Origin of the sequence: Streptomyces cavernae (genome assembly GCF_004023625.1) — a bacterium.
Taxonomy (GTDB): Bacteria; Actinomycetota; Actinomycetes; order Streptomycetales; family Streptomycetaceae; genus Streptomyces; species Streptomyces cavernae.
In genome coordinates, this window is the sequence record NZ_ML137708.1 from 339,588 (window position 1) to 358,496 (window position 18,909).

Here is an 18,909-nt window from a genome sequence, read left to right on the forward strand (position 1 = left end):
TCGGGCCCGGTCCTTAGTCAGCGCGCTGACAAACCCGGGCCGGCGATTCGGCGGCCCGGGGCGCAGCGGGGGTGGCTTCACGCCGATGACAATCCCTGCCACGACCGGTGGAGGGAGCGACCGATGGGACGTGTGCGGGGATGCGCACTACCGGCCCTGCTCACGCTGACGGGGTTCGTCACGACGCTGGACAACACCGTCGTCAATGTCGCGCTGCCCACCGTGCAGCGTGCGTTCGGCTTGAGCGTCCCCGAGTTGGAGTGGGTGGCCACGAGTTATGTGCTGAGCTTCGGGGCGCTGCTGCTGCCGGGCGGGCGGCTGACCGATCTGCTGGGCCGGCGCCCGGTGCTGGCGGCCGGGATCGTGGTGTTCACCCTGGCGTCGGGGGCCTCGGCGCTGGCCGGGACGGGCGGTGTGCTGATCGCCGCGCGGGCCGTTCAGGGCGTGGGGGCGGCGCTGATGGTGCCCGCCGCGCTGGCGGTGGTCGCGGCGGACCTGCCCGCTCGGCAGCGGTCGACGGCGGTGGGACTGTGGACGGCGGCGCTCGCCGTCGCACTGGCGCTCGGTCCGCTCGTCGGCGGCTTTGTCACCCAGCGGTGGGGCTGGGAGTGGGTGTTCGCACTGAACGTGCCCTTCGGCGTGGTGGCACTGGGGCTCGTCCCGGCGGTCCCGGGGCGGTCGGGACCCACGGCGGTCCAGGAGCAATCTGGGGCGGTGACGGTCCAGGAGCGACCGGGGCCGACGGCGGTACGCGAGCGATCGGGGCCCGCGGCGGTCCACAAACAACCAGAGCCCGCGACAGTCCACAAGCAACCAGAGCCCGCGACAGTCCACGAGCAACCAGAGCCCGCGACAGTCCACGAGCAACCAGAGCCCGCGACAGTCCAGGAGCAACCAGGGCCCGCGACGGGCCCGGATGTGGCGGCAGTCCCGGCGGCCCCGCTGCGGTCCGTGGTTCGCGGCGGCGGTCTCGACCTGCCCGGGGTGGTCCTCTCCGTGCTGGCCCTCTCCCTCCTCACGCACGCCCTCGTACGGGGCGGCGAGCACGGCTTCGGCGGGCAGTCCGTCCCGCTCGGTGCTGCCGCGGGGGCCGCGCTCGCGTTCGTCGTCGTGGAGTACCGGACCGCGCGACCGCTCGTCCGGCTCGGACTGCTACGGGACCGGTTCCTCAGCGGCGGGGTGGTCGCCCAGGTGTTGTGGGGCATCGGCGTCAACGGTGTCTTCTTCTTCACCGCGCTCTATCTCCAGCGGGTACTCGGGTTCTCGCCCACCCGGGCGGGACTGGCGTTCCTGCCTCTGGCGGGGGCACTGCTGCTGTGCACCCCGCTCGCGGAGCGGGCCGCGAGAGAGCTCGGAGCGCATGTGTCGATCGCGGCGGGACTCGCGCTGGTGGCGGTGGGCCTGGTGTACGTGTCGGGGACGGGGCTGCGCGCCGGGTACTGGGACCTACAGCCGGGGCTGGTGCTCATCGGCGTGGGGTCGGCGCTGACCACGCCCCTGACCGTGCGCTGTCTGGCCGGTGTGCCGGCCGCGGACACGGGGATCGCGACGGGGCTGGTGAGCGCGGCGCGGGAGGTCTCCGGGGTGTTCGGCGTGGTGCTGGTCGGGGTGGTGCTGACCCGGCGTGAGCGCGCCGCGCTCGCCGAGGGCGCCGATCCGCGCGTGGCGTTCCTGGACGGTTACGACGACGGGCTGCGGCTCGCGGCGGGCTGTGTGCTGGCGGGTGCGCTCGTCACCCTTCTGGCACTTCGGCGTCGTGGCCGGCATCGGCGTGTCGTGGCTCGTGGGAGCCGCACGGGCGTCCGGACTGTCATGAAGTGACGATCCGACCGGTCGGATCTGTCAGGGAAGGACGAGCCGCACTCCATCCACTCCCGGTATCTTCACGAGTTCCCCTGTACCCCACGCAGGAGGGAGCCGCCGCGTTGAACGGATTCCGCACATCCGTCGTCAACGGCACCAGGACGCACCCCGACGAGCCGGCCGCCCCACCCCGGCACTCCGACGCCGAGCCGGACGGCCCGTTCCAGGCCTTCCCGCCCGGACTGCACGACCATCTCAGACCGTTCTTCGCCGACATCACGGAAGAGGTCGTACGGGCGATCAGGACGGAGATCCCGGAGTACGCGCGTCCGATGGACGACACGTACATGCAGGTGGTGCGCCGGGGTGTCGAGCACGCGCTGCAGGGGTTCCTGGCGCGGATGGCGCAGCCGGACACCGACTGGCAGCCGATCAAGGCGACGTACCAGCGCATCGGCCGCGGTGAGGCCGTGGAGGGGCGCAGCCTCGACGCGTTCCAGGCTGCGCTGCGACTGGGGGCGCGGGTGACCTGGCGCCGGATCAACGCGCTGGTCGACGCGGAGTTGCTGCCACGCAAGGTGCTCGCGGTCTTCGGCGAGGCGCTGTTCCTGCACCTGGACGAGATGGCGGCGGCCACGACCGCGGGCTACACGGAGGCGCGGCTGCACGCCGCGGGTGAACTCCAGCAGCGGCGCACCCGGTTGATCGACCTGCTCACGGTCGATCCCCCGGCCTCGGCGGAGGCGATCAGCGATCTGGCGTACACCGTGCAGTGGAACGTGCCGCGATCGCTCGCCGTGGTGGTCGTGGAGCACGCGCCCGACCCCGCGGCGCGTCCCATCGTGCCTCCGGAGTTCCTGGCTCGCTTCGACGTCCAGCCGTCGATCCTGGTGGTGCCCGACCCCGAGGGGCCCGGCCGGGCGCGGGCGGTGGCGGGCGCCCTGCACGGGCTGCGGGCGGCGATGGGCCCGACGGTGCACCTCCACGAGGGGGCGCGGTCCCTGCGGTGGGCGACGCAGGCGCTGGACCTCGCCCGCCGCGGCCTCCTCCCCGACGACGACCTGATTCTTTGTCAGGACCATCTGGCCACGCTGTTGTTGTTCCGGGACGAGGCGCTGGTGGACGCCCTCGCCGAACGCCGGCTGGGTCCGCTGGACACGATGCGTTCCCCTCAGCGCGAGCGTCTGGCCGAAACCCTGCTGAGCTGGCTGGAGTGCGGCCACAACGCGAGCGAGGTGGCCGCCCGTCTGGGGGTCCACCCCCAGACGGTCCGCTACCGCCTGCGCCAACTGGACCAGCTCTTCGGCGCCCGGCTCCACGACACGACGGTCCAGTTCGAGATGCAACTGGCGCTGCGCGGGCTGCAACTGCGGTCCCGGGCGGTCGGCCCGCCGCAGGCGTCGCCCTGACGACAGCGGCTCGGGGGCCGGCACGTCGAAGCCTCTGGCGCCCGGGCCTTCCTCCGGACGACCATGGCCGCATGACGATTGACACTTCGTGGTCACGGATCGAGGAGTGGCTGCGCGAGCATGCGCAGGCGGCGTACGCGTCGTTGCCGCCTGCCGCGAGCGCCGAGGCGATCCGTGCGGCGGAACGCGCGTGCGGGATCGATTTTCCCCCGGACGTGGTGGCGTCGCTGGCTCGTCACGACGGTTCGCCGGAATGTCTGCTGCCGGGCAACTACGGCCTGCTCGGCGCGGCTCGGATAGCGGAGGACTACGGGCTTCGGATCCGCTTGACGCTGCCGGGCCTGCCCGGGTCATCGCGTTACTGGCAGTCGTCCTGGTTGCCTCTTGCCTCCAACGGCGCCGGGGATTCGCTGTTCGTGGAGACGGCACCGGGCGAGAGGTCAGGCCGTCTCGGCCGGCACTCCCACGATGACGGTGGCCGGTTCGACGACGGGCTTCAGTACCTGTCCCTGGATTCCCTGCTGAGCTGGACCGCACGGGCACTGTCCGAAGGGTCCGTCACGGATCTGCTGGACTGGGTGCTCACTACGGACGAGGACGGATTCTTGGACTGGGAGGACGCGGATGCGGAGTGGGACGAGGTGTCGGTGGTCTGGGACATGACGGAACTCCAGCGCCGCTACGGACCGCTGTGACCGCACGTGACGCATCCCCGGAGGTGACCTCCGGGGGTGCGGATGCGAGGGAAGCGGTGGAGCTGCTTTCCGGAGGATCGGGAACCGGTCCCGCCGGGCTCGGAAGGCGCCCACGAGGGTTCGGCCGAGGCCTTGGCGGGATGGGGATCGTCAAGGGTGATGCCCCCTGCGGTAGAGCTGGGTCACTGGGGCTGGGGCGGCTGCGGTGGGTTCGGGGCGGACGATCCGTCGTTTGCCGAGCGCAGGGCCGGATATCCGAACCGTATGGCTGGAGCAAGCGACAAGACACCGAACGGACAGTCGTCGACCGTGAACGCGCGAGCGGCGAAGAAGACCGTGACCGAAGGAGCCGCGGCACCTGCGAAGAAGGCGCAGCAGGCCGGTGGCGAGGCGGTGAAGAACGCCGGGGACGCCGCGGGCGCAGCCGGACGCGGCGGCAAGGAAGTCCTGGCGGGCCTCGGCGGAGCGGCGTCGGAGAAGGCCCGGGAAGCGGCGCGGACGGTGCAGGGCACCGTGGCGTCGGCCGCCGGGCAGACGGTCGGAAAGGCCGGCCTGGCCTGGACACTCCTGAAGGCCAGGAAGGTCGCGGCGGCCGCCGCCGGCGCGGGGACCGCCACTGTGGTCCTCTGCTCCTACACGCTGGGCCGTCGTGCGGGTCTCAGGCAGCGTGGACCGCTCTCCCGACTCAGCGGCGGCCGTCTCTGAGCAGAGGGACGCCGTCGAGACAACCTCTGGAGAAGCGTGGGCCCGCCGGAGCTTTCCGCTCCGGCGGGCCCGGCCGCTTGTGCGCCGCAGGACGGCCGTGCCCAGTTCGTGCGGTGTGCGGAGCTGTCGATGGGCGGTCCCGAGATCAGTGACGGCACGTACGCTCTGCACATGGGTGATCAGAGACGGGCGGAGGGCGTGGGTGCTGCCTCGGATGTCTGACGACGACACGCCGTCCGGCACGGAGGCCGCCGACAGGAAGAGGACCGTCACGACAGCCGGGCGCGACGAGGCAGACTCGGCCCGGCGGTGCGCCGGCCTCTTTCGGCGGGAGGGCCGGCAACGAGAGGTGAAGGGGCGAACGGCGTGGACACGCGGGCGCGTTACCGGCGTCTGCGCCCTGCTGGTTGCACTCGTCCTGCTGTTCCCCTCCGTGGTGCCCAACGCGGTCTGGAACCTGGGGAGCCTGGTGGAGAACTTCCTTCCCTGGCTCGGAGTCACGATCGCGCCGCTGCTCGCCCTGGCCGTCCTGCGCCGTTCGGCGATCGCCCTGCTCGCGCTCCTCACCGCGGTGGTCGTGTGGGCCGTCCAGTACGGCCCGTCCCTGCTGCCTCACGACTCCGCGGCGTCACAACACGATCTGACCGTGGTGCAGCACAACGCGAGCGACGAGAACGCGAACCCGTCGGACACCGCGCGGACGATCAGCGCCGCCGGACCCGACCTCATCGCCCTCGAAGAACTGACCGAGCCCGCCCTGTCCGCCTACGAGGACGCGTTCACAACACGCTACCCGCACCATGCCGTCGTCGGCACCGTCGGACTCTGGTCACGGTATCCGCTGGTGGACACGGTGGCGGCGGACATCAAACCCAAGACGGTGGAGGGGGATTGGAGCCGGGGTCTCCGGGCGACCGTGCGTATCGCTCCGCGGCGCGACATCGCCGTGTACGTGGCACACCTGCCCTCGGTCAGGATCAGGCCGGCCAACGGTTTCGACACACGGTGGCGCGACGAGAGCGCGGCGCTGCTGGGCGAGCACATCGCGGCGGACACGACGGGCACGGTGATCCTTATGGGCGATCTCAACGGAACGCCACGGGACCGTGGTCTCACCCCCCTCACCTCACAACTGCTCTCCCCTGACGAGGCTTTCGAGTTCAGCTGGCCCACGGCATTCCCCGTCGCCCGCATCGACCAGGTCCTGGGCCGCGGGGCCACCGTCACGGACCTGTGGACGCTCCCGGCGACCGGCAGCGATCACCTGCCGCTCGCCGCTCACATCAAGCTGACACACTGACATGCCGAAGGGCGGCCGCCCGGAATCGACGACCGCCCTTCTGCGTCCGACCCAGCCTCACCCGGTTTCAGTGCGGCGGGACTTGTGTCAGGCGCACTTACGTCCGGTGTTGATGCACTGGACCATCTTCTGCGTCACCTTCCCGTCGAAGACGTTGATGAAGTCGTCGTGGTCGGTGATCGGCTTGTGCGCCTGCTCGGGGAAGCCGTCCACCGCGAAGAACGGACGGGTCTTGCCGTTGTCCTTCACGCTGGGCGCGTCCACGTCGTACACCAGGCGGTGCACCAGCTGCGGAATGGCCTTGAAGCCGCTCGGGCAGTTGCCGGCCGCGTTGGCGAAGGCCACGTGGGTACGGTGGTTGGCGCTGTCGATGTTCTTGCCGTCCCAGCAGCTCTGGTACTTGAAGGTGCGCACCACGTCGCTGCCCGACGGGCAGAGGGGGTACTTGTCCTTCAGCTGCACCTTGTTCTCGAAGCCGGTGCAGCTCCAGGAGGCGTTGGCGTTGGCCGGGCCGTTGGTGAAGGCCTTGGCGTCACCGGTGATGATGCGCAGGAACTTCGGCATCGCCACCACCTTGCCGCGCGGGCTGCCGACGAAGGTCAGCGTGGAGGACTTGGCCGTCAGGATGCGTCCGACGTTGCCCTCGGCGCCGCCGCCCAGCTTGTCGGCGTCGAACTCCTTGGTGCCGTCCTGCAGGCGTATCACCGGCCAGTAGTAGGACGACTTGTCGCCCTTGTTCTGGCAACTGGTGTTGGCCTTGGCGAAGTCCTGGTCGCTGGAGAAGGCGTCGTTGTCCTGGTTGCCGACGTAGTCGTGCACGTGGTGTGCGCCGTTGGTGACACCGGGCGCGACGATGACGTTGTCGCTGTTGTACAGCTTGTTCTTGTTCACGCCGCACTTGGTGGTGAAGACACCCTTGGACGCGTTGCCCGCCCTGCGCGGCGGCGCGGCCACATTGGGCTTGACCTTCGTGATGTCCACGTAGTCGGCGGCCACGGGTCCGCTGATGGCCTGGCCCCCACCGGCGTTGCCGCCGCCCTGGTTGCCACCCTGGTTGTTGCCGCCCTGGTTGTTGCCGCCCTGGCCGGCGTTGGTGTTGTTGCCGGTGGCGCGGAGCGTGCACGCGGCCAGGGCGTCGAGGCCCTGCGGCTTGGCGCCGACGCGTCCGATGGCGATGACGATCCGGTCGATCGTCGCCTTCCGCTTGTCCTTCAGCGGGCCGACGATCGCGTTCTGGGCGAAGTTGGGGTCCTGCTGGATCGCCCGCTGGGAAGTGGAGAGGCGCTGGTACGCCTCGGAAATCTGCTTGTCGAGCAGCGCCAGTTCCTTGTCGACCTGGGCCTTGGCCTGGGCGGGAACCGACTTCAGCTGCTGGCCGACGTCAGGGCAGTCGATGGTGGAGGTACCGGCCGCCTGCGCCTGATTCTGGGCTGCGCCCTTGGAGGTTTCGTCGGCCGAGGCGTAGATGTTGACCGCCACCAGCCCACCGGCTCCGATGGCCAGTGCGGCCGCCGCACCTACCGCCCGACGGGCAGTGTTCGATCTCTTTCGCGTGTTGCGTCTCATCAGGCCTCTCTGAACTTCTCCGGTCGGCAGGACTTCCGGCTTGGGGCTACGCCCGCCTTTCGATACGGATGAGGCCGCGGAATGTTCAGCGAATTCTCAGGTTCATAGTTTCCTCCAGCCGCAAATGGCACATTGACCGTCAACTCTCGCTGGACACACAGGAATCGCCCAAGCACGGCGAAATCGCGGAATGCACCCGGGCCTCGGTGAGCCGACACGCGACCCGCCCGGTGATCTCCGCCACTGCTCCCCCACTGCCGACACTTCCTGGACGACCGTCCACATATACTGGACACCTGTCCAAGAAACGGAGTCGGTTCAATGGAAGCGGTCGCGAACGTTCTGGTCGGTCTGGTGGCTGCCCTGCACGTGTACATCCTCGTTCTGGAGATGTTCCTGTGGGAGCGGAAGCCGGGGCGGGCACTGCACGGGTTCGACCCGGAGATGGCCAAGGCCACCGCGGCCCTGGCCGCCAACCAGGGCCTCTACAACGGGTTCCTCGCGGCGGGGCTCGTGTGGGGACTGGTCGCCGGGGATCCGACCGGCTTCCGGGTGCAGGTGTTCTTCCTGGTGTGCGTGATCGTCGCCGGTCTCTACGGCGCCGCCACCGCGAACACGCGCATCCTCTTCGCCCAGGCCTTCCCGGGCGCCCTCGCCCTGGCCGCCCTGCTCGTCGCGCAGTGACCGCCCAAGCCGACCCCCGCGCCGAACGCACCCGCGCCAAGCTGCGCCGCGCGCTCCTCGAGGAGTGTTCCGAGCAACCGCTGGAGGCGGTCAGCGTCGCGACGCTGGTGCGCCGGGCGGGAGTCGGACGCGCCACGTTCTATGTGCACTACGCCGACCTCGAGGACCTGGCGGTCGACGCCTGTGCCGATGTCGTCCGGGAAGCGGTCGACGCGCTGCACGCGTGGCGCGGCCGGCCCGACCCGGTGCAACCGCCGCCCGCCCTGCTGGCGTTCTTCGCCGGGCTGCCCCCGCACGCGGACCTGTACCGCACCCTGCTGCGCCCGGGCGGCTCCGGCCCGCTCGGCCATGTGCTCAACCGGGACCTGCGTGCCCGCAGTCTCGCCGAACGCAGCCTCGTCGGCGCACCCGACCCGGAACTGATCGCCTCCGCGGTGGCGGCCGCCTTCGCGGGCGTGCTCGCCGACTGGCTGCACGGCCTGATCGACGGCACCCCCGAACAAGTCGCCCAGCAGGCCTGGCAGTTGCTCGTCGCCCTGCACAGGAGCCGCTAAGCGCCCCCAACAAGCAGAGGTCTCGGCGCCTGGAGGTCGCGGAGAGTATCACCGCCGGAGGACGGCAAAGCGCCCCTGGTGCCGCCGCGAAGAACCGGCGGCGGCGCCAGGGGCGTCGGGCGGGCGACGCCCGCTACGGCTGGGTCGTCCGGCCTACGAGCCGGACCTGTCGGTCACATCGGTCACCGTCCAGCGCTGGTTGGCGCCGGAGTTGGGCTCCCACACGCCGACTGCGGCTCCGTCGTTGCTCGCCTGACCGCCGACTTCCAGGAGCCGTCCGGTGGCGGCGTTGACGAGGGTCCAGGTGCCGTCACCGGTCGTCGACAGGATCCACTGGGCGGCCTCGTCCCGGCTGCCCTTGTCGGGCTCGAGGACCGCGGCGCCGTTCCGGACGGCGAGACGCTTGCCTTCCACCGGGTTGGCGAACACGTACCGCTGCAGACTGCCGGTGTGGCCCTTGATCTGCTTCACCTGCCACTGCTGACCCGCCGCGGGCGTGCCGGCGCTCGCGGTCCTGATGACCAGGCTCGTACCGTTGTCGGCGACTGTCAGCGTCTTGCCGCTCTGCACGCCGGTCAGCTGGTAGGTGTGGCCCTTGCGCAGCAGGCGGGCGTCCTTCGCGACGCCGGACACACCCTTGACGAGGAAGGAGGTCACGGACTGGGCCGGCACGGTGAACGTGGCCTGGTTGCCGGTGACCCTGACGGGGTCGTGGCGCTCCAGCTTGCCTCCGGCGCTGGTCACCACGGGGGTGACGGTCGCGCTCCGGGCGATCTTGCCGAACTTGGACAGGTCGACCGTGACCGTGCGTTCGGCGGTGGTGCTGTTGACGTGGACGACGGTGGCGCGGTCCCCGCTCTTGGAGACGGCTGCGGCGCTGGAGGTGTCGTCCACCTTCACCAGGCGGTCGCCGGGCTTGATGTAGTGGGTGAAGTTCCGGGCCGTGTCGAACTTGGTGTTCGTGCGGATCGGGCAGGTCTCGAGGGTGTCCTGGGAGGTGCAGCTGAACGGGAGCTGGATGCTTCCCCAGTTGCCGCCCTTGGCGGACTCACCGCCCGGCTTCATGTTGTCGTAGTCCTCGACGGGCTGCCAGAACACCCAGGCGCGGGGCTCCAGTTCGCGCAGGTCGTCGACGATGCGCTGGGCGAGGCCGAGACCGGGCCGCATGTCCGTGAAGCTCTGGCCGTCTCCCCAGTCGCCCTCGACCTCGCTCATCCACAGCGGCTTGTCCGCCGCCTTGGCGAGGTCGCGCACGGTGGTGCGCTGACCGGTGCCGTAGGTGTGGACGTTCATCTGGTCGACTTCGGCGCGCACCTCGGGCGAGTAGGCCCGCCAGTTGGTGGCGAAGGTGCCGGGGTTGGTCTCGTCCATGGCCGAGATCTTCGCCTTGGTGCGGGACTTGTCCAGCTCGGCCGCGAGCGCGGTGACCACCTTCGTCTGGAGCACGGGGCCCATGTGCGCCCCTTCCTGACGGCCGCCGACCGGCTCACCGTCGGCTCCGAGGCGGGTGCCCCAGTAGTTGGTGTTGGGCTCGTTGAACGGGTCGAGGGTGTCGACCTTGATCTTGTGGGCCTTCTCCAGCCGCTCTGTGGCGCCCACCAGGTAGGCGGCGAAGTCGTCGATGGACTCGGTCTTCAGCTGGTCGGCATTGGAGTCGAAGCCGCCGGAGACATAGCCGCTGACCGTCATGAACCACGGCGGGGAGTTGCTGAACGCCTCCCAGTGGTCGATGTCCTTCTTGATGCGGTCCACCCACCAGCGCTGGGTCGCGTCCGCCTTCGGGTTCCAGTCGGCCGCGTCGTCGGCGCTCCACCAGTCGGTGTCCTCGCGCGTGGTGCCCGCAGGGGCCTTCCACCAGCCCTCGACCGCACCGCCCGCGCGCAGGTAGTCCTTCACGTCCGGTGCGTTGCCGCCGCCGATGTTGTAGCGGGCGATGTTCAGTGCGAGACCGTCGTCGCCGAAGAGCAGCTTGGCCAGCTTCTCCCGTATCTCCTTCGGGTAGTCGCCGGTGGCGTTGGCGAACCACACCAGGCTGGTGCCCCAGCCCTGGAACTTCTCCTGCTGGTAGGAGGGGTCGGGCCGGACGGTGACGGCCGCGGCCGCGGCCGCCTCCCCGGCCACCCTGGGCTGGGCCGTGGTCGGCGGGGTCATGGCCAGCACCGTCCCGGTGGCCAGGGCGGTGACGCCGATGGCTCCGAAGAGCCGTCTCGTGCGGGTGCGGCGTGCCATCGATGTGCTCCCAACTGCTTCGTGGTCGCTTCGGGATGTTTACGCAAACATGACCCTCCGCGAAGCGGCTCCGGGCAGGTAATGTTTGCGTAAACATGCAGTGGCGGCATGTCTACACTTCTGACGGCGGACGGTCAAGAGTCGTCCGAGGTGCCAGAGGGTGCACACGGCGGCGTGGAGACCGAGGAGACCAGGTGGACGCAGCGGACAGCACTCCGGCGGCCGTGCCCCAGCCCCCGGTGCGTACCGGGAGGCGTGCCGCCCGTCGTATGCGAAGCGCGTCCATGGCGGACGTCGCCCGGGTCGCCGGGGTTTCCTCGCAGACCGTCTCCCGGGTCTCCAACGGCTTTCCCGGGGTGACGGAGGAGACCCGGCGGCGGGTGCTGACGGCGATGACGGAGCTGGGCTACCGGCCCAACAGTGCCGCCCGGGCGCTCAAGCGGGGCGAGTTCCGCACCATCGGCGTCATCACGTTCACCCTTTCCACCACGGGCAATGTGCGCACCCTCGAGGCGATCGCCACCTCCGCGGCCGAGGAGGGCTACGCCGTCACCCTGCTGCCCGTCGCCGTCCCCACCCAGGACGAGATGCGCGGCGCGTTCTCCCGCCTGGGAGAGCTCGCCGTCGACGCCGTCATCGTCATCATGGAGGTGCATCTGCTGGACGCGGCGACCGTGACCCTGCCGCCCGGCATCCAGGTCGTCGTGGCCGACTCGGACGCCGGTGACCGCTACAGCGTCGTCGACACCGACCAGGCGGGCGGCGCCCGCGACGCCGTACGGCACCTGCTGGACCTCGGCCACCGCACCGTGTGGCACCTGGCCGGGCCGGAGGGGTCCTTCGCCGCGCAGCGCCGCGCCGACGCCTGGCGTACCACCCTCACCGCGGCGGGCTGTGTCCCGCCCCCGGTCGTACGGGGCGACTGGTCGGCCGAGTCCGGCTACCGGGCCGGACTCCGGCTCGCCGAGCAGGAGGACTGCACGGCGGTGTTCGCCGCCAACGACCAGATGGCGCTCGGCCTTCTGCGGGCCCTGCACGAGCGCGGGAGGCGGGTACCCGAGGACGTCAGCGTCATCGGCTTCGACGACATCCCCGAGGCAGGCTCTTTCCTGCCTCCGCTGACCACCGTCCACCAGGACTTCGCCGAGGTGGGCCGGCGTTGCGTGGAGGGAGTGCTGCGGCAGATGCGCCAGGAGACGACGGAACACGGCACCACGCTGGTGCCGACGCGACTGGTGGTGCGTGACAGCACCGCACCTCCACCGGACCCCGAGGCCCGGCAGGCCTGAACCTGAGTGAGGTCACCGCTGTGGCGGTGTCGAGCGGCGCCGACACCCGAGCGGACCTGGCGACGGCGCACTGTCCGCATCGGGCAGAGCGTCAGGGCTCGTTGCTCGGTAAGGCGGCGTCAGGTCCGGGACGGCTCCGCTGCCGTGATCACACCGGTCACCGCACACTCGTGGATTGCGCGTCCTGCTCCTGTCCGGTCGTGGCGGACCAGCTGGCGAGCAGCTTCAGGGCTTCCTCGGCGGCGGTTGCGGGGGGCGCGCTGTAGACGACGACGCTCAGGCCGCTTTCGTCGGGCAGGCTCATGGTCTCCTGGTCGAGTTCCAGGTCGCCGACGAGCGGATGGTTGAGGCGTTTGGTGCTCTCGCGGAAGACATGCACGTCGTGGGATCCCCACATCACGCGGAAGGCGTCGCTGCGGGTGGACAGTTCACCGATCAGGTTCGACAACTCACGGTCGTAGGGGTTCTTCCCCGCCTCGATGCGCAGCGCGCCCACGGCGAAGCGGGCCATGCGTTCCCAGTCGGTGTAGAACCGCCTGGCTGCGGCGTTGAAGAACGCGAACCGGACGACGTTCGCCCCGCAGGTCGCATCGGCATACATCTCCGAGTACAGGGCCCTGCCCAGCCGGTTGGCGGCCAGTGTGTCGAGGCGGTTGTTCATCACGTACGCCGGCAGCTCCGGCATCCCCTCGACGATCCGCGCCACGCTCGGCCGCACCGTCGGCCGAACCGCCCGCTGCCGGCCCCGCGCCTCGGGTGCCGGGCCTGCGGCGCGGGCGAGGTCGTACAGGTACATGCGCTCGGTGTCATCGAGTCGCAGGGCGTGGGCAAGAGCGTCCAGCACGCTGTCGGAGACACCTCTGAGGTTGCCGCGCTCCAGGCGCGTGTAGTACTCGATGCTCACCCCGGCGAGCGTGGCGACCTCACCCCGGCGCAGCCCCGGCACCCGCCGCTGACCGTACGCCGGCAGACCCGCCTGCTCGGGAGTGATCCTGTCGCGTCGCGAGCGGAGGAAAGCGCTGACGGCGTCCCGGTTGTCCATGAGGACAGCCTAGGCAGGACGCGCGACGGGTGGGTGGCCCTGCCAGTACCCCTCACGGCAGAGGCTCCCCCGGCACGGCCGCCTCGCCTTGCATGGTGTGTGCCCCGATCAACCCGGGGCCCGACCGGTGCGAAGACGTACACGCCGGGTCGGCCGGCCTTTCCCGTACCACGTTCCCCATCGGGCTCGAGTACCTGAACAGACTGAAGGAGCACACAGAATGAGCAACCGGATCGAGACGGTGACGGAGAGCCCCTCGGATGTCGTGCGAGGGCTGTATGACGCGCTGAGCAAGGGCGACGTGCCGGGTGTCCTGGCCAGGCTCGCCCCCGAGGTGATCGTCGACGAGCCGAACCAGCTCCCCTACGGGGGTGTGCACCGGGGCCGCGAGGTTTTCGTGCAGTCGATCCTGGGCGCCATGATGGGCTACGCCCACGTCGCCATCAGCGAGGCCGAGGTGTTCGAGGGCCCGGCCGGTGTCGTCGGAACGCTCACCGGAACGCTCACGGCCCACACCACCGGTGAGGAGTTCCCGCTGACCATGGTCGAGATCCACCTGGTCGAGGACGGCACGGTGCGCAAGATCGACGTCTACACCAAGAACCCCCACGAACTCGCCGCGTTCTACGCGCGCGCCGAGGCGGGCACTCGCTGACGACGAAGCGCTTCAAGGGCCTGTTTCCGTCACCCCCGCCTGCGCCCCGACGCCCGGCGAAAAGCTTCCAGCGCGTCTCGCGCGCCCAACGCTCCCGCCCCCGCCCGCGGCAAGGGCGGGGGCGGGGGCGGCAGGAATCAGGCCCGCGTCTCGGCGCTGCAGACCCAGTCGCCGTAGCGGACGCCGTCCTTCGAGCGGACGATGCAGACCCGGACCGGGTCGTTCTCGATCAGGTCGTAGTTGCAGATCGAGTAGCCGTCGGTCGTGTGTTCTCTGGTGGTCGTGTCGTAGCAGCCGGTCCGGTGATCCACCCAGCTCCACGCGTCGATGTTGACCTTCTCCCAGCGCTGGATCTTGGCCTGCACGGAGTAGCCGTCCGCGTCCAGGTCCTTCACCTTCAGCTCGTCGCCGTAGGTCGTGAAGGTGGCCGTGCCCCAAGCCCGGGAGATGGTCACGTTTGGCCCGCTTGCGGAGGCCGAGCCAGCCATGCCCCCGACGAGGATGGCGCCGGCCGCGAGAGCCATACCGGCCTTTGCTGCTGTGCTGCGTTTCATCGAGCGTTCCCCCTGTTGCTGTTGTGTCGTTACGAGTGCCAGATCAAAGCGTCGTCCTGGATCACCTGTCAACCACTTTGCGAGCGTGAGGAGTTATTCATCGATGAGGAGGTCCGCCGGGTCAAGGCGTACCTGGTCGCCGCCCGTCCCGGCAACGACGGCCCGACCGCATGACCGCCCGACCGCCTGACCGCCATCGAGACGTGGCTGATGGCTGTCCCCGACGGCCGGGGGCAACGGCAAGGTGACGCCGGTCTTTCAGGGTCCGGCCGAGTTGCCGGTACGCAGAAGCGGGCCGGCCGGAACCCTCGTTCCGGTCGGCCCGTCCGCACCTCCAGGGCGGCTCAGCCCCGTACTCAGCCGAATGTGAGCACCGGCTTGATCGCCTTGCCCCCGGCCATGTCCTGCACGGCCTGGCCGATGTCCTCGAAGGCGTACTTGCTGATCAGCTTCTCCAGCGGCAGCCGGCCCTCGCGGACCAGCTTGACCAGGGCCGGGATGGTGGTCTGGGTCTCGCTGTCGCCCAGGCAGATGCCCTCGACCCGCTTGCCGGTGAGCAGTCCGTTGACGTCCAGGGCGACCTCCGTGCCGAACGGCGGCGCGCCGACGACGACCAGCGTGCCGCGTGCGGCGAGCGCGTCCACGCCCTTGCGCAGCACGGCGACGCTGCCGGTGGTCTCCACGATCCCGTCAGCCCCGGCGCCGTCCGTGATCAGCTGGATGGCCTCGAGGATGTCCGCGTCACCCGCGTTGATGGTGTGGGTGGCGCCCAACTCCTTGGCCAGTTCCAGCCGTTCGGCCACCTTGTCGACGGCGATGATGGTGGTCGCGGAGGTCAGCGCCGCCGCCATCACCGCCGACAGACCGACCGCTCCGGCGCCGAGGACGACGACGGAGTCACCGGCCCGGGGCTCCAGGACGTTCCATACGGCACCCACTCCGGTCTGCACACCGCAGCCGAGGGGGGCGACGGACTCGAGCGGTACGTCCCGGTCGACCTTGACCAGGCTGCGGGAGTCCACCAGCGCGCGCTCGGCGAAGGAGGACTGGCCGAAGAAGTGACCGCCGAGCGGCTCGCCGTCGCGGCTGATGGTGCTGGTGCCGTCGGGCCGGCGCCCGCCGAGCAGGTTCAGCGGGAGCCAGGTGGCGCAGTAGGCCGGGTGGCCGTCGCGGCAGTTCTTGCAGCCGCCGCAGGACGTGAAGGACAGGACCACGTGGTCGCCGGGCTCGATCCCGGTGACCTCGGACCCCACGGCCTCGACGACGCCCGCGCCCTCGTGCCCGAGGACTCCGGGCAGCGGGAACGGCAGACCGCCCGCGGCGACGCCGAGGTCGGTGTGACACAGCCCGGCGGCGACGATCCTGACGAGGGCCTCATTGGGGCGGGGTTCGTCGAGCTCGACGGTGGACAGCGTGAACGGCGCTCCCCCGGACTCGACCACGGCCGCACGAGTGGTGGACATACTCCGTACTCCTTCGCAGGGTGCTGAAGTTGGGTCAGTTGCGGGTTTCAGTCGAGCGAGACGACGACGGACTTGGTCTTGGTGTAGGAGGCGAGCGCCTCGGGCCCGTACTCGCGGCCGAAGCCGGAGTCCTTGACACCGCCGAAGGGGACGTTGGGGTCGAGCATCGCCCAGTCGTTGATCCAGACGATGCCCGCCTGGAGGCGTTCGGCGACGCGGTGGGCGCGGGCGAGGTTGGTGGTCTGGATGCCGGAGGCCAGGCCGTAGGGCGTGGAGTTGGCGAGCTCCACGGCCTCGTCCTCGGAGTCGAAGGGCTGGACGGTCAGGACCGGGCCGAAGATCTCCTCCTGGACGACACGGGAGTCGTTGGACAGGTCGGCGATGACGGTGGGCTTGTAGTAGTAGCCGCCGTCGAGGTCGAGTCGCTCGCCGCCGCAGACGATGCGACCGCCCTCCTTGCGGGCCAGGTCGACGAACTCCTCGACCTTCTTCAGGTGCTTCTCCCCCGCCATCGGCCCGATGACCGTCTCGGGCTGCCGGGGGTCGCCGAGCGGCACTCCGGGGACGGCCTGGGAGAGGATGCCGACCACGGTTTCGTACAGCGGGCGCGCGACCAGCAGCCGCGGGCCGCCCATGCAGAACTGCCCGGTGTTGAAGACGAAGCCCTTGATGATCGCGCCGACGGCCTTCTCCACGTCCGCGTCCTCGAAGACGATGTGAGCCGCGTTGCCGCCGAGTTCCATGGTGACGGGCTTGAGCCCCTCACCCGCGACACTCGCGGCGTGCCGGCCGATCGCGGTCGAGCCGGTGAAGGCGATCTTGTCGACGCCGCGGTGCCGCAGCAGTGCTTCCCCGGCCACCGGTCCCGTGCCGGTGACGACGTTGTAGACGCCGTCCGGGACGCCGGCCTCCTTCAGCAGGTTGGCCATGTACAGGGCGCTGAGCGGGGTCTCCTCGGCGGGCTTGTGCACGACGGTGTTGCCTGCTGCGAGCGCCGGGGCGATCTTCGAGCCGGCCAGGATCAGCGGGAAGTTGAAGGGCGTGATCGCGGCGACCACGCCGAGTGGGCCCCGCTTGGTGTAGGCGAGTGCGTTGAGGGGGGTGTCGCGGGTGGCGCCGTCCAGGGTCCAGGCGAGGGAGGCGTAGTACTCGTAGTCGTTGGCCGCGTTGGTCACGTCGACGGCGTGGCACAGCGTGATCGGCTTGCCCACGTCGAGGCTCTCCAGCTGTGCGATCTCATCGGCGTTCTCGCGGATCAGCTCGGCGACCCGGTGCAGGATCCGGCCGCGCTCGCGGCCGCTCAGCCCGGACCACTCGCCCTTGTCGAAGGTCTCCCGGGCGGCGCGCACCGCGGCGTCCACATCGGAGGCATCGGCCTCGGCGACCGTCGTGACCACCTGGCCGGTGGCCGGGTTCAACACATCCGTACGGTTTCCGCCCGCCGCCTCGCGCCACTGACCGCCGATGAACAGCTGCCCGGGCCGGGTCTCGAAGGTCGTCATCGTCCGCTCCTCAACCAACAGGATTCCTGATGATGCGCAGTCTCTTTACAGACAGGTTTCCTGTCAATGACCTAGTCTGAATCCGGCGCCGGGAGTTTTCTCGGGCGGCGCGCCGGAGGACGACCGAAGGGGAGCGAGCGGTATGACTGCCACCACGGCTGGGGAGGCGGGAGGGACGACGGGCACCAGGACACCCCCGTCCCTGCTCTACATGATCAAGCAGGTGGAACTGGTGGTCCGCTCGCACCTGGAGGAGCTGATGAGGCCGGAGGGCGTCACGGCACTCCAGTACACCTCCCTGACGGTGCTGGAGCGGCACGACGGGCTCTCCGCCGCACAGCTCGCCCGGGACTCGTTCGTCACGGCCCAGTCGATGGCCGACCTGGTGCGCACCCTGGAGAACCGGGGGCTGGTGCGCCGGGAGCGCAACCCGCACAACCGTCGCGAGTTGCTGATCCTGCTCACCGACGCCGGACGGGAGGTGCTCGCCCGCTTCGCCGAACCGGTGCGGGAGCTCGAGGAACAGATGGTCCGTGACTTGACGGCTCATCAGGCCCGGCAGTTCCGCGAGTCGCTCTCGAAGGCCTGGCACGCGCTGTCGTAGCCCCGTCGCCCCATAAGTCCCTTGTTTTTCGCGGCAGTTCGGTAACGCGCCGCGCAATTCTCAGACATATGTCAATCGAACATGCTGAAATTCACTCCATCGGGGTAGCTTGCTGGGGCGAGGTGCGGCCGGGTGACCGCCCCTGCCCCGCGACGGGGCAGCAGCGGGTTGGAGGTGATGTCGGCGTGCGACACGAGTCAGCACCACCCACCGGGTTTCTGCACATCCACGAGGACCGCGGTCATACGGTGCTGGAGTTCCACGGCGAGATCGACATCGCCGCGGCGACGGAGATCGCCCCGCACCTGGACGCGGTGACCGAGGGCCCGGCGCCGCACGTCGTGATCGACCTGCGGCACGTCGAGTTCTTCGACTGCTCCGGCCTGCGTCTGCTCCACCGGGCGCGGCTGCGCGTCCAGGCGCACGACGGCCGGCTGCTGCTCGTCTGTGACCACCCGCTCACCCTGCGGATCCTGCGGGTCACCGGACTGCACCGGCTGCTGCCGCCCGCCCCGACCCTGGACGAGGCCCTGAGCCGGCCGGCGGCCGCCTCCAGGTCCTGGTGATCCCTCTTCCGGGCCCGGCCGTCGCAATGCCCTCTGGCGACGGCCCGTGATGTCATGACTGACCTCATGGATCGCCCTTCCACACGTCCGCGAGGACGCTGACCGACTTCCCGTCGCGGATGCGCCGCCCGCCGGGAACAGTCCGTGGACGGGGACGACCAGTGTCCGGCCCAGCGCGGCGTCACGCCCGTCGCCCGCACGCCCGAGTCCAGTGCGGCGGATCGTAAACGGTGCGCCGGACGCCGGAGGAGCACCTCCACCATGGGGCTGACCTTGGATCCCCTCGGCG

Annotated in this window: 17 protein-coding genes; 11 read left to right on the top strand and 6 right to left on the bottom strand. The window is 70.1% G+C overall.

The window, feature by feature from the left end; all coding sequences use genetic code 11:
* Positions 1-123: 123 nt before the first annotated feature.
* The 5 genes from EF387_RS01550 (at position 124) to EF387_RS01570 (ending at position 5,912) form a co-directional block, all read left to right on the top strand.
* Positions 124-1,821, top strand: a complete 1,698-nt coding sequence (locus EF387_RS01550) for an MFS transporter (RefSeq protein ID WP_162467062.1) — start codon at positions 124-126, stop codon at positions 1,819-1,821.
* Positions 1,822-1,925: 104 nt separating this feature from the next.
* Positions 1,926-3,212, top strand: a complete 1,287-nt coding sequence (locus EF387_RS49330) for a PucR family transcriptional regulator (protein WP_128374611.1) — start codon at positions 1,926-1,928, stop codon at positions 3,210-3,212.
* A 71-nt stretch (positions 3,213-3,283) separates the two neighbouring features.
* Positions 3,284-3,907 (top strand): SMI1/KNR4 family protein, encoded by a 624-nt coding sequence (locus tag EF387_RS01560; protein WP_128374612.1) that lies wholly within the window; start codon positions 3,284-3,286, stop codon positions 3,905-3,907.
* Between the two features lie 264 nt (positions 3,908-4,171).
* The gene (locus tag EF387_RS01565) at positions 4,172-4,612 is read left to right on the top strand and encodes a hypothetical protein (protein ID WP_128374613.1); all 441 of its coding nucleotides are present in this window, start codon (positions 4,172-4,174) and stop codon (positions 4,610-4,612) included.
* A 214-nt stretch (positions 4,613-4,826) separates the two neighbouring features.
* Positions 4,827-5,912, top strand: a complete 1,086-nt coding sequence (locus EF387_RS01570; protein ID WP_128374614.1) for an endonuclease/exonuclease/phosphatase family protein — start codon at positions 4,827-4,829, stop codon at positions 5,910-5,912.
* Between the two features lie 87 nt (positions 5,913-5,999).
* Here EF387_RS01570 and EF387_RS01575 read toward each other — a convergent pair whose 3' ends face one another.
* Positions 6,000-7,478, bottom strand: a complete 1,479-nt coding sequence (locus tag EF387_RS01575) for a DUF1996 domain-containing protein (protein WP_128374615.1) — start codon at positions 7,476-7,478, stop codon at positions 6,000-6,002.
* 321 nt (positions 7,479-7,799) lie between these two features.
* On the opposite strand from EF387_RS01575, the gene EF387_RS01580 reads away from it, so the two are divergent.
* Positions 7,800-8,162, top strand: coding sequence for a DUF1304 domain-containing protein (locus tag EF387_RS01580; protein WP_128374616.1), 363 nt, complete (start codon positions 7,800-7,802; stop codon positions 8,160-8,162).
* The gene (locus tag EF387_RS01585) at positions 8,159-8,716 is read left to right on the top strand and encodes a TetR/AcrR family transcriptional regulator (RefSeq protein WP_128374617.1); all 558 of its coding nucleotides are present in this window, start codon (positions 8,159-8,161) and stop codon (positions 8,714-8,716) included. Before EF387_RS01580 ends, EF387_RS01585 begins: the two co-directional genes overlap by 4 nt.
* A gap of 153 nt (positions 8,717-8,869) precedes the next feature.
* Here the strand turns inward: EF387_RS01585 and EF387_RS01590 are convergent, their stop codons facing one another.
* Positions 8,870-10,945: an RICIN domain-containing protein gene (locus EF387_RS01590; RefSeq protein WP_128374618.1), complete on the bottom strand. Its 2,076-nt coding sequence runs from the start codon at positions 10,943-10,945 to the stop codon at positions 8,870-8,872.
* A 284-nt stretch (positions 10,946-11,229) separates the two neighbouring features.
* On the opposite strand from EF387_RS01590, the gene EF387_RS01595 reads away from it, so the two are divergent.
* Complete coding sequence (locus tag EF387_RS01595) at positions 11,230-12,234, top strand: LacI family DNA-binding transcriptional regulator (protein ID WP_162467068.1); 1,005 nt, start codon at positions 11,230-11,232, stop codon at positions 12,232-12,234.
* Positions 12,235-12,391: 157 nt separating this feature from the next.
* Here the strand turns inward: EF387_RS01595 and EF387_RS01600 are convergent, their stop codons facing one another.
* Entirely contained in the window at positions 12,392-13,276 is an 885-nt protein-coding gene (locus EF387_RS01600) for a helix-turn-helix domain-containing protein (protein WP_128374620.1), read from the bottom strand.
* Between the two features lie 220 nt (positions 13,277-13,496).
* Here EF387_RS01600 and EF387_RS01605 point away from each other — a divergent pair, with 220 nt between their 5' ends.
* Complete coding sequence (locus tag EF387_RS01605; protein WP_128374621.1) at positions 13,497-13,931, top strand: nuclear transport factor 2 family protein; 435 nt, start codon at positions 13,497-13,499, stop codon at positions 13,929-13,931.
* 137 nt (positions 13,932-14,068) lie between these two features.
* Here the strand turns inward: EF387_RS01605 and EF387_RS01610 are convergent, their stop codons facing one another.
* The 3 genes from EF387_RS01610 to EF387_RS01620 form a co-directional block, all read right to left on the bottom strand.
* The gene (locus EF387_RS01610) at positions 14,069-14,386 is read right to left on the bottom strand and encodes a hypothetical protein (RefSeq protein WP_128374622.1); all 318 of its coding nucleotides are present in this window, start codon (positions 14,384-14,386) and stop codon (positions 14,069-14,071) included.
* A gap of 455 nt (positions 14,387-14,841) precedes the next feature.
* Positions 14,842-15,948, bottom strand: a complete 1,107-nt coding sequence (locus tag EF387_RS01615) for an NAD(P)-dependent alcohol dehydrogenase (RefSeq protein WP_128374623.1) — start codon at positions 15,946-15,948, stop codon at positions 14,842-14,844.
* A 47-nt stretch (positions 15,949-15,995) separates the two neighbouring features.
* Entirely contained in the window at positions 15,996-17,450 is a 1,455-nt protein-coding gene (locus tag EF387_RS01620) for an aldehyde dehydrogenase family protein (RefSeq protein ID WP_128374624.1), read from the bottom strand.
* A gap of 142 nt (positions 17,451-17,592) precedes the next feature.
* Between EF387_RS01620 and EF387_RS01625 the strand changes: the two genes are divergently transcribed.
* A complete protein-coding gene (locus tag EF387_RS01625; protein ID WP_128374625.1) occupies positions 17,593-18,054 on the top strand; it encodes a MarR family winged helix-turn-helix transcriptional regulator in 462 nt (153 codons plus the stop codon).
* Positions 18,055-18,239: 185 nt separating this feature from the next.
* On the top strand, positions 18,240-18,620 hold the full coding sequence (locus tag EF387_RS01630; protein ID WP_238431276.1) for an anti-sigma factor antagonist: 381 nt from the start codon (positions 18,240-18,242) through the stop codon (positions 18,618-18,620).
* Positions 18,621-18,909: the final 289 nt, after the last annotated feature.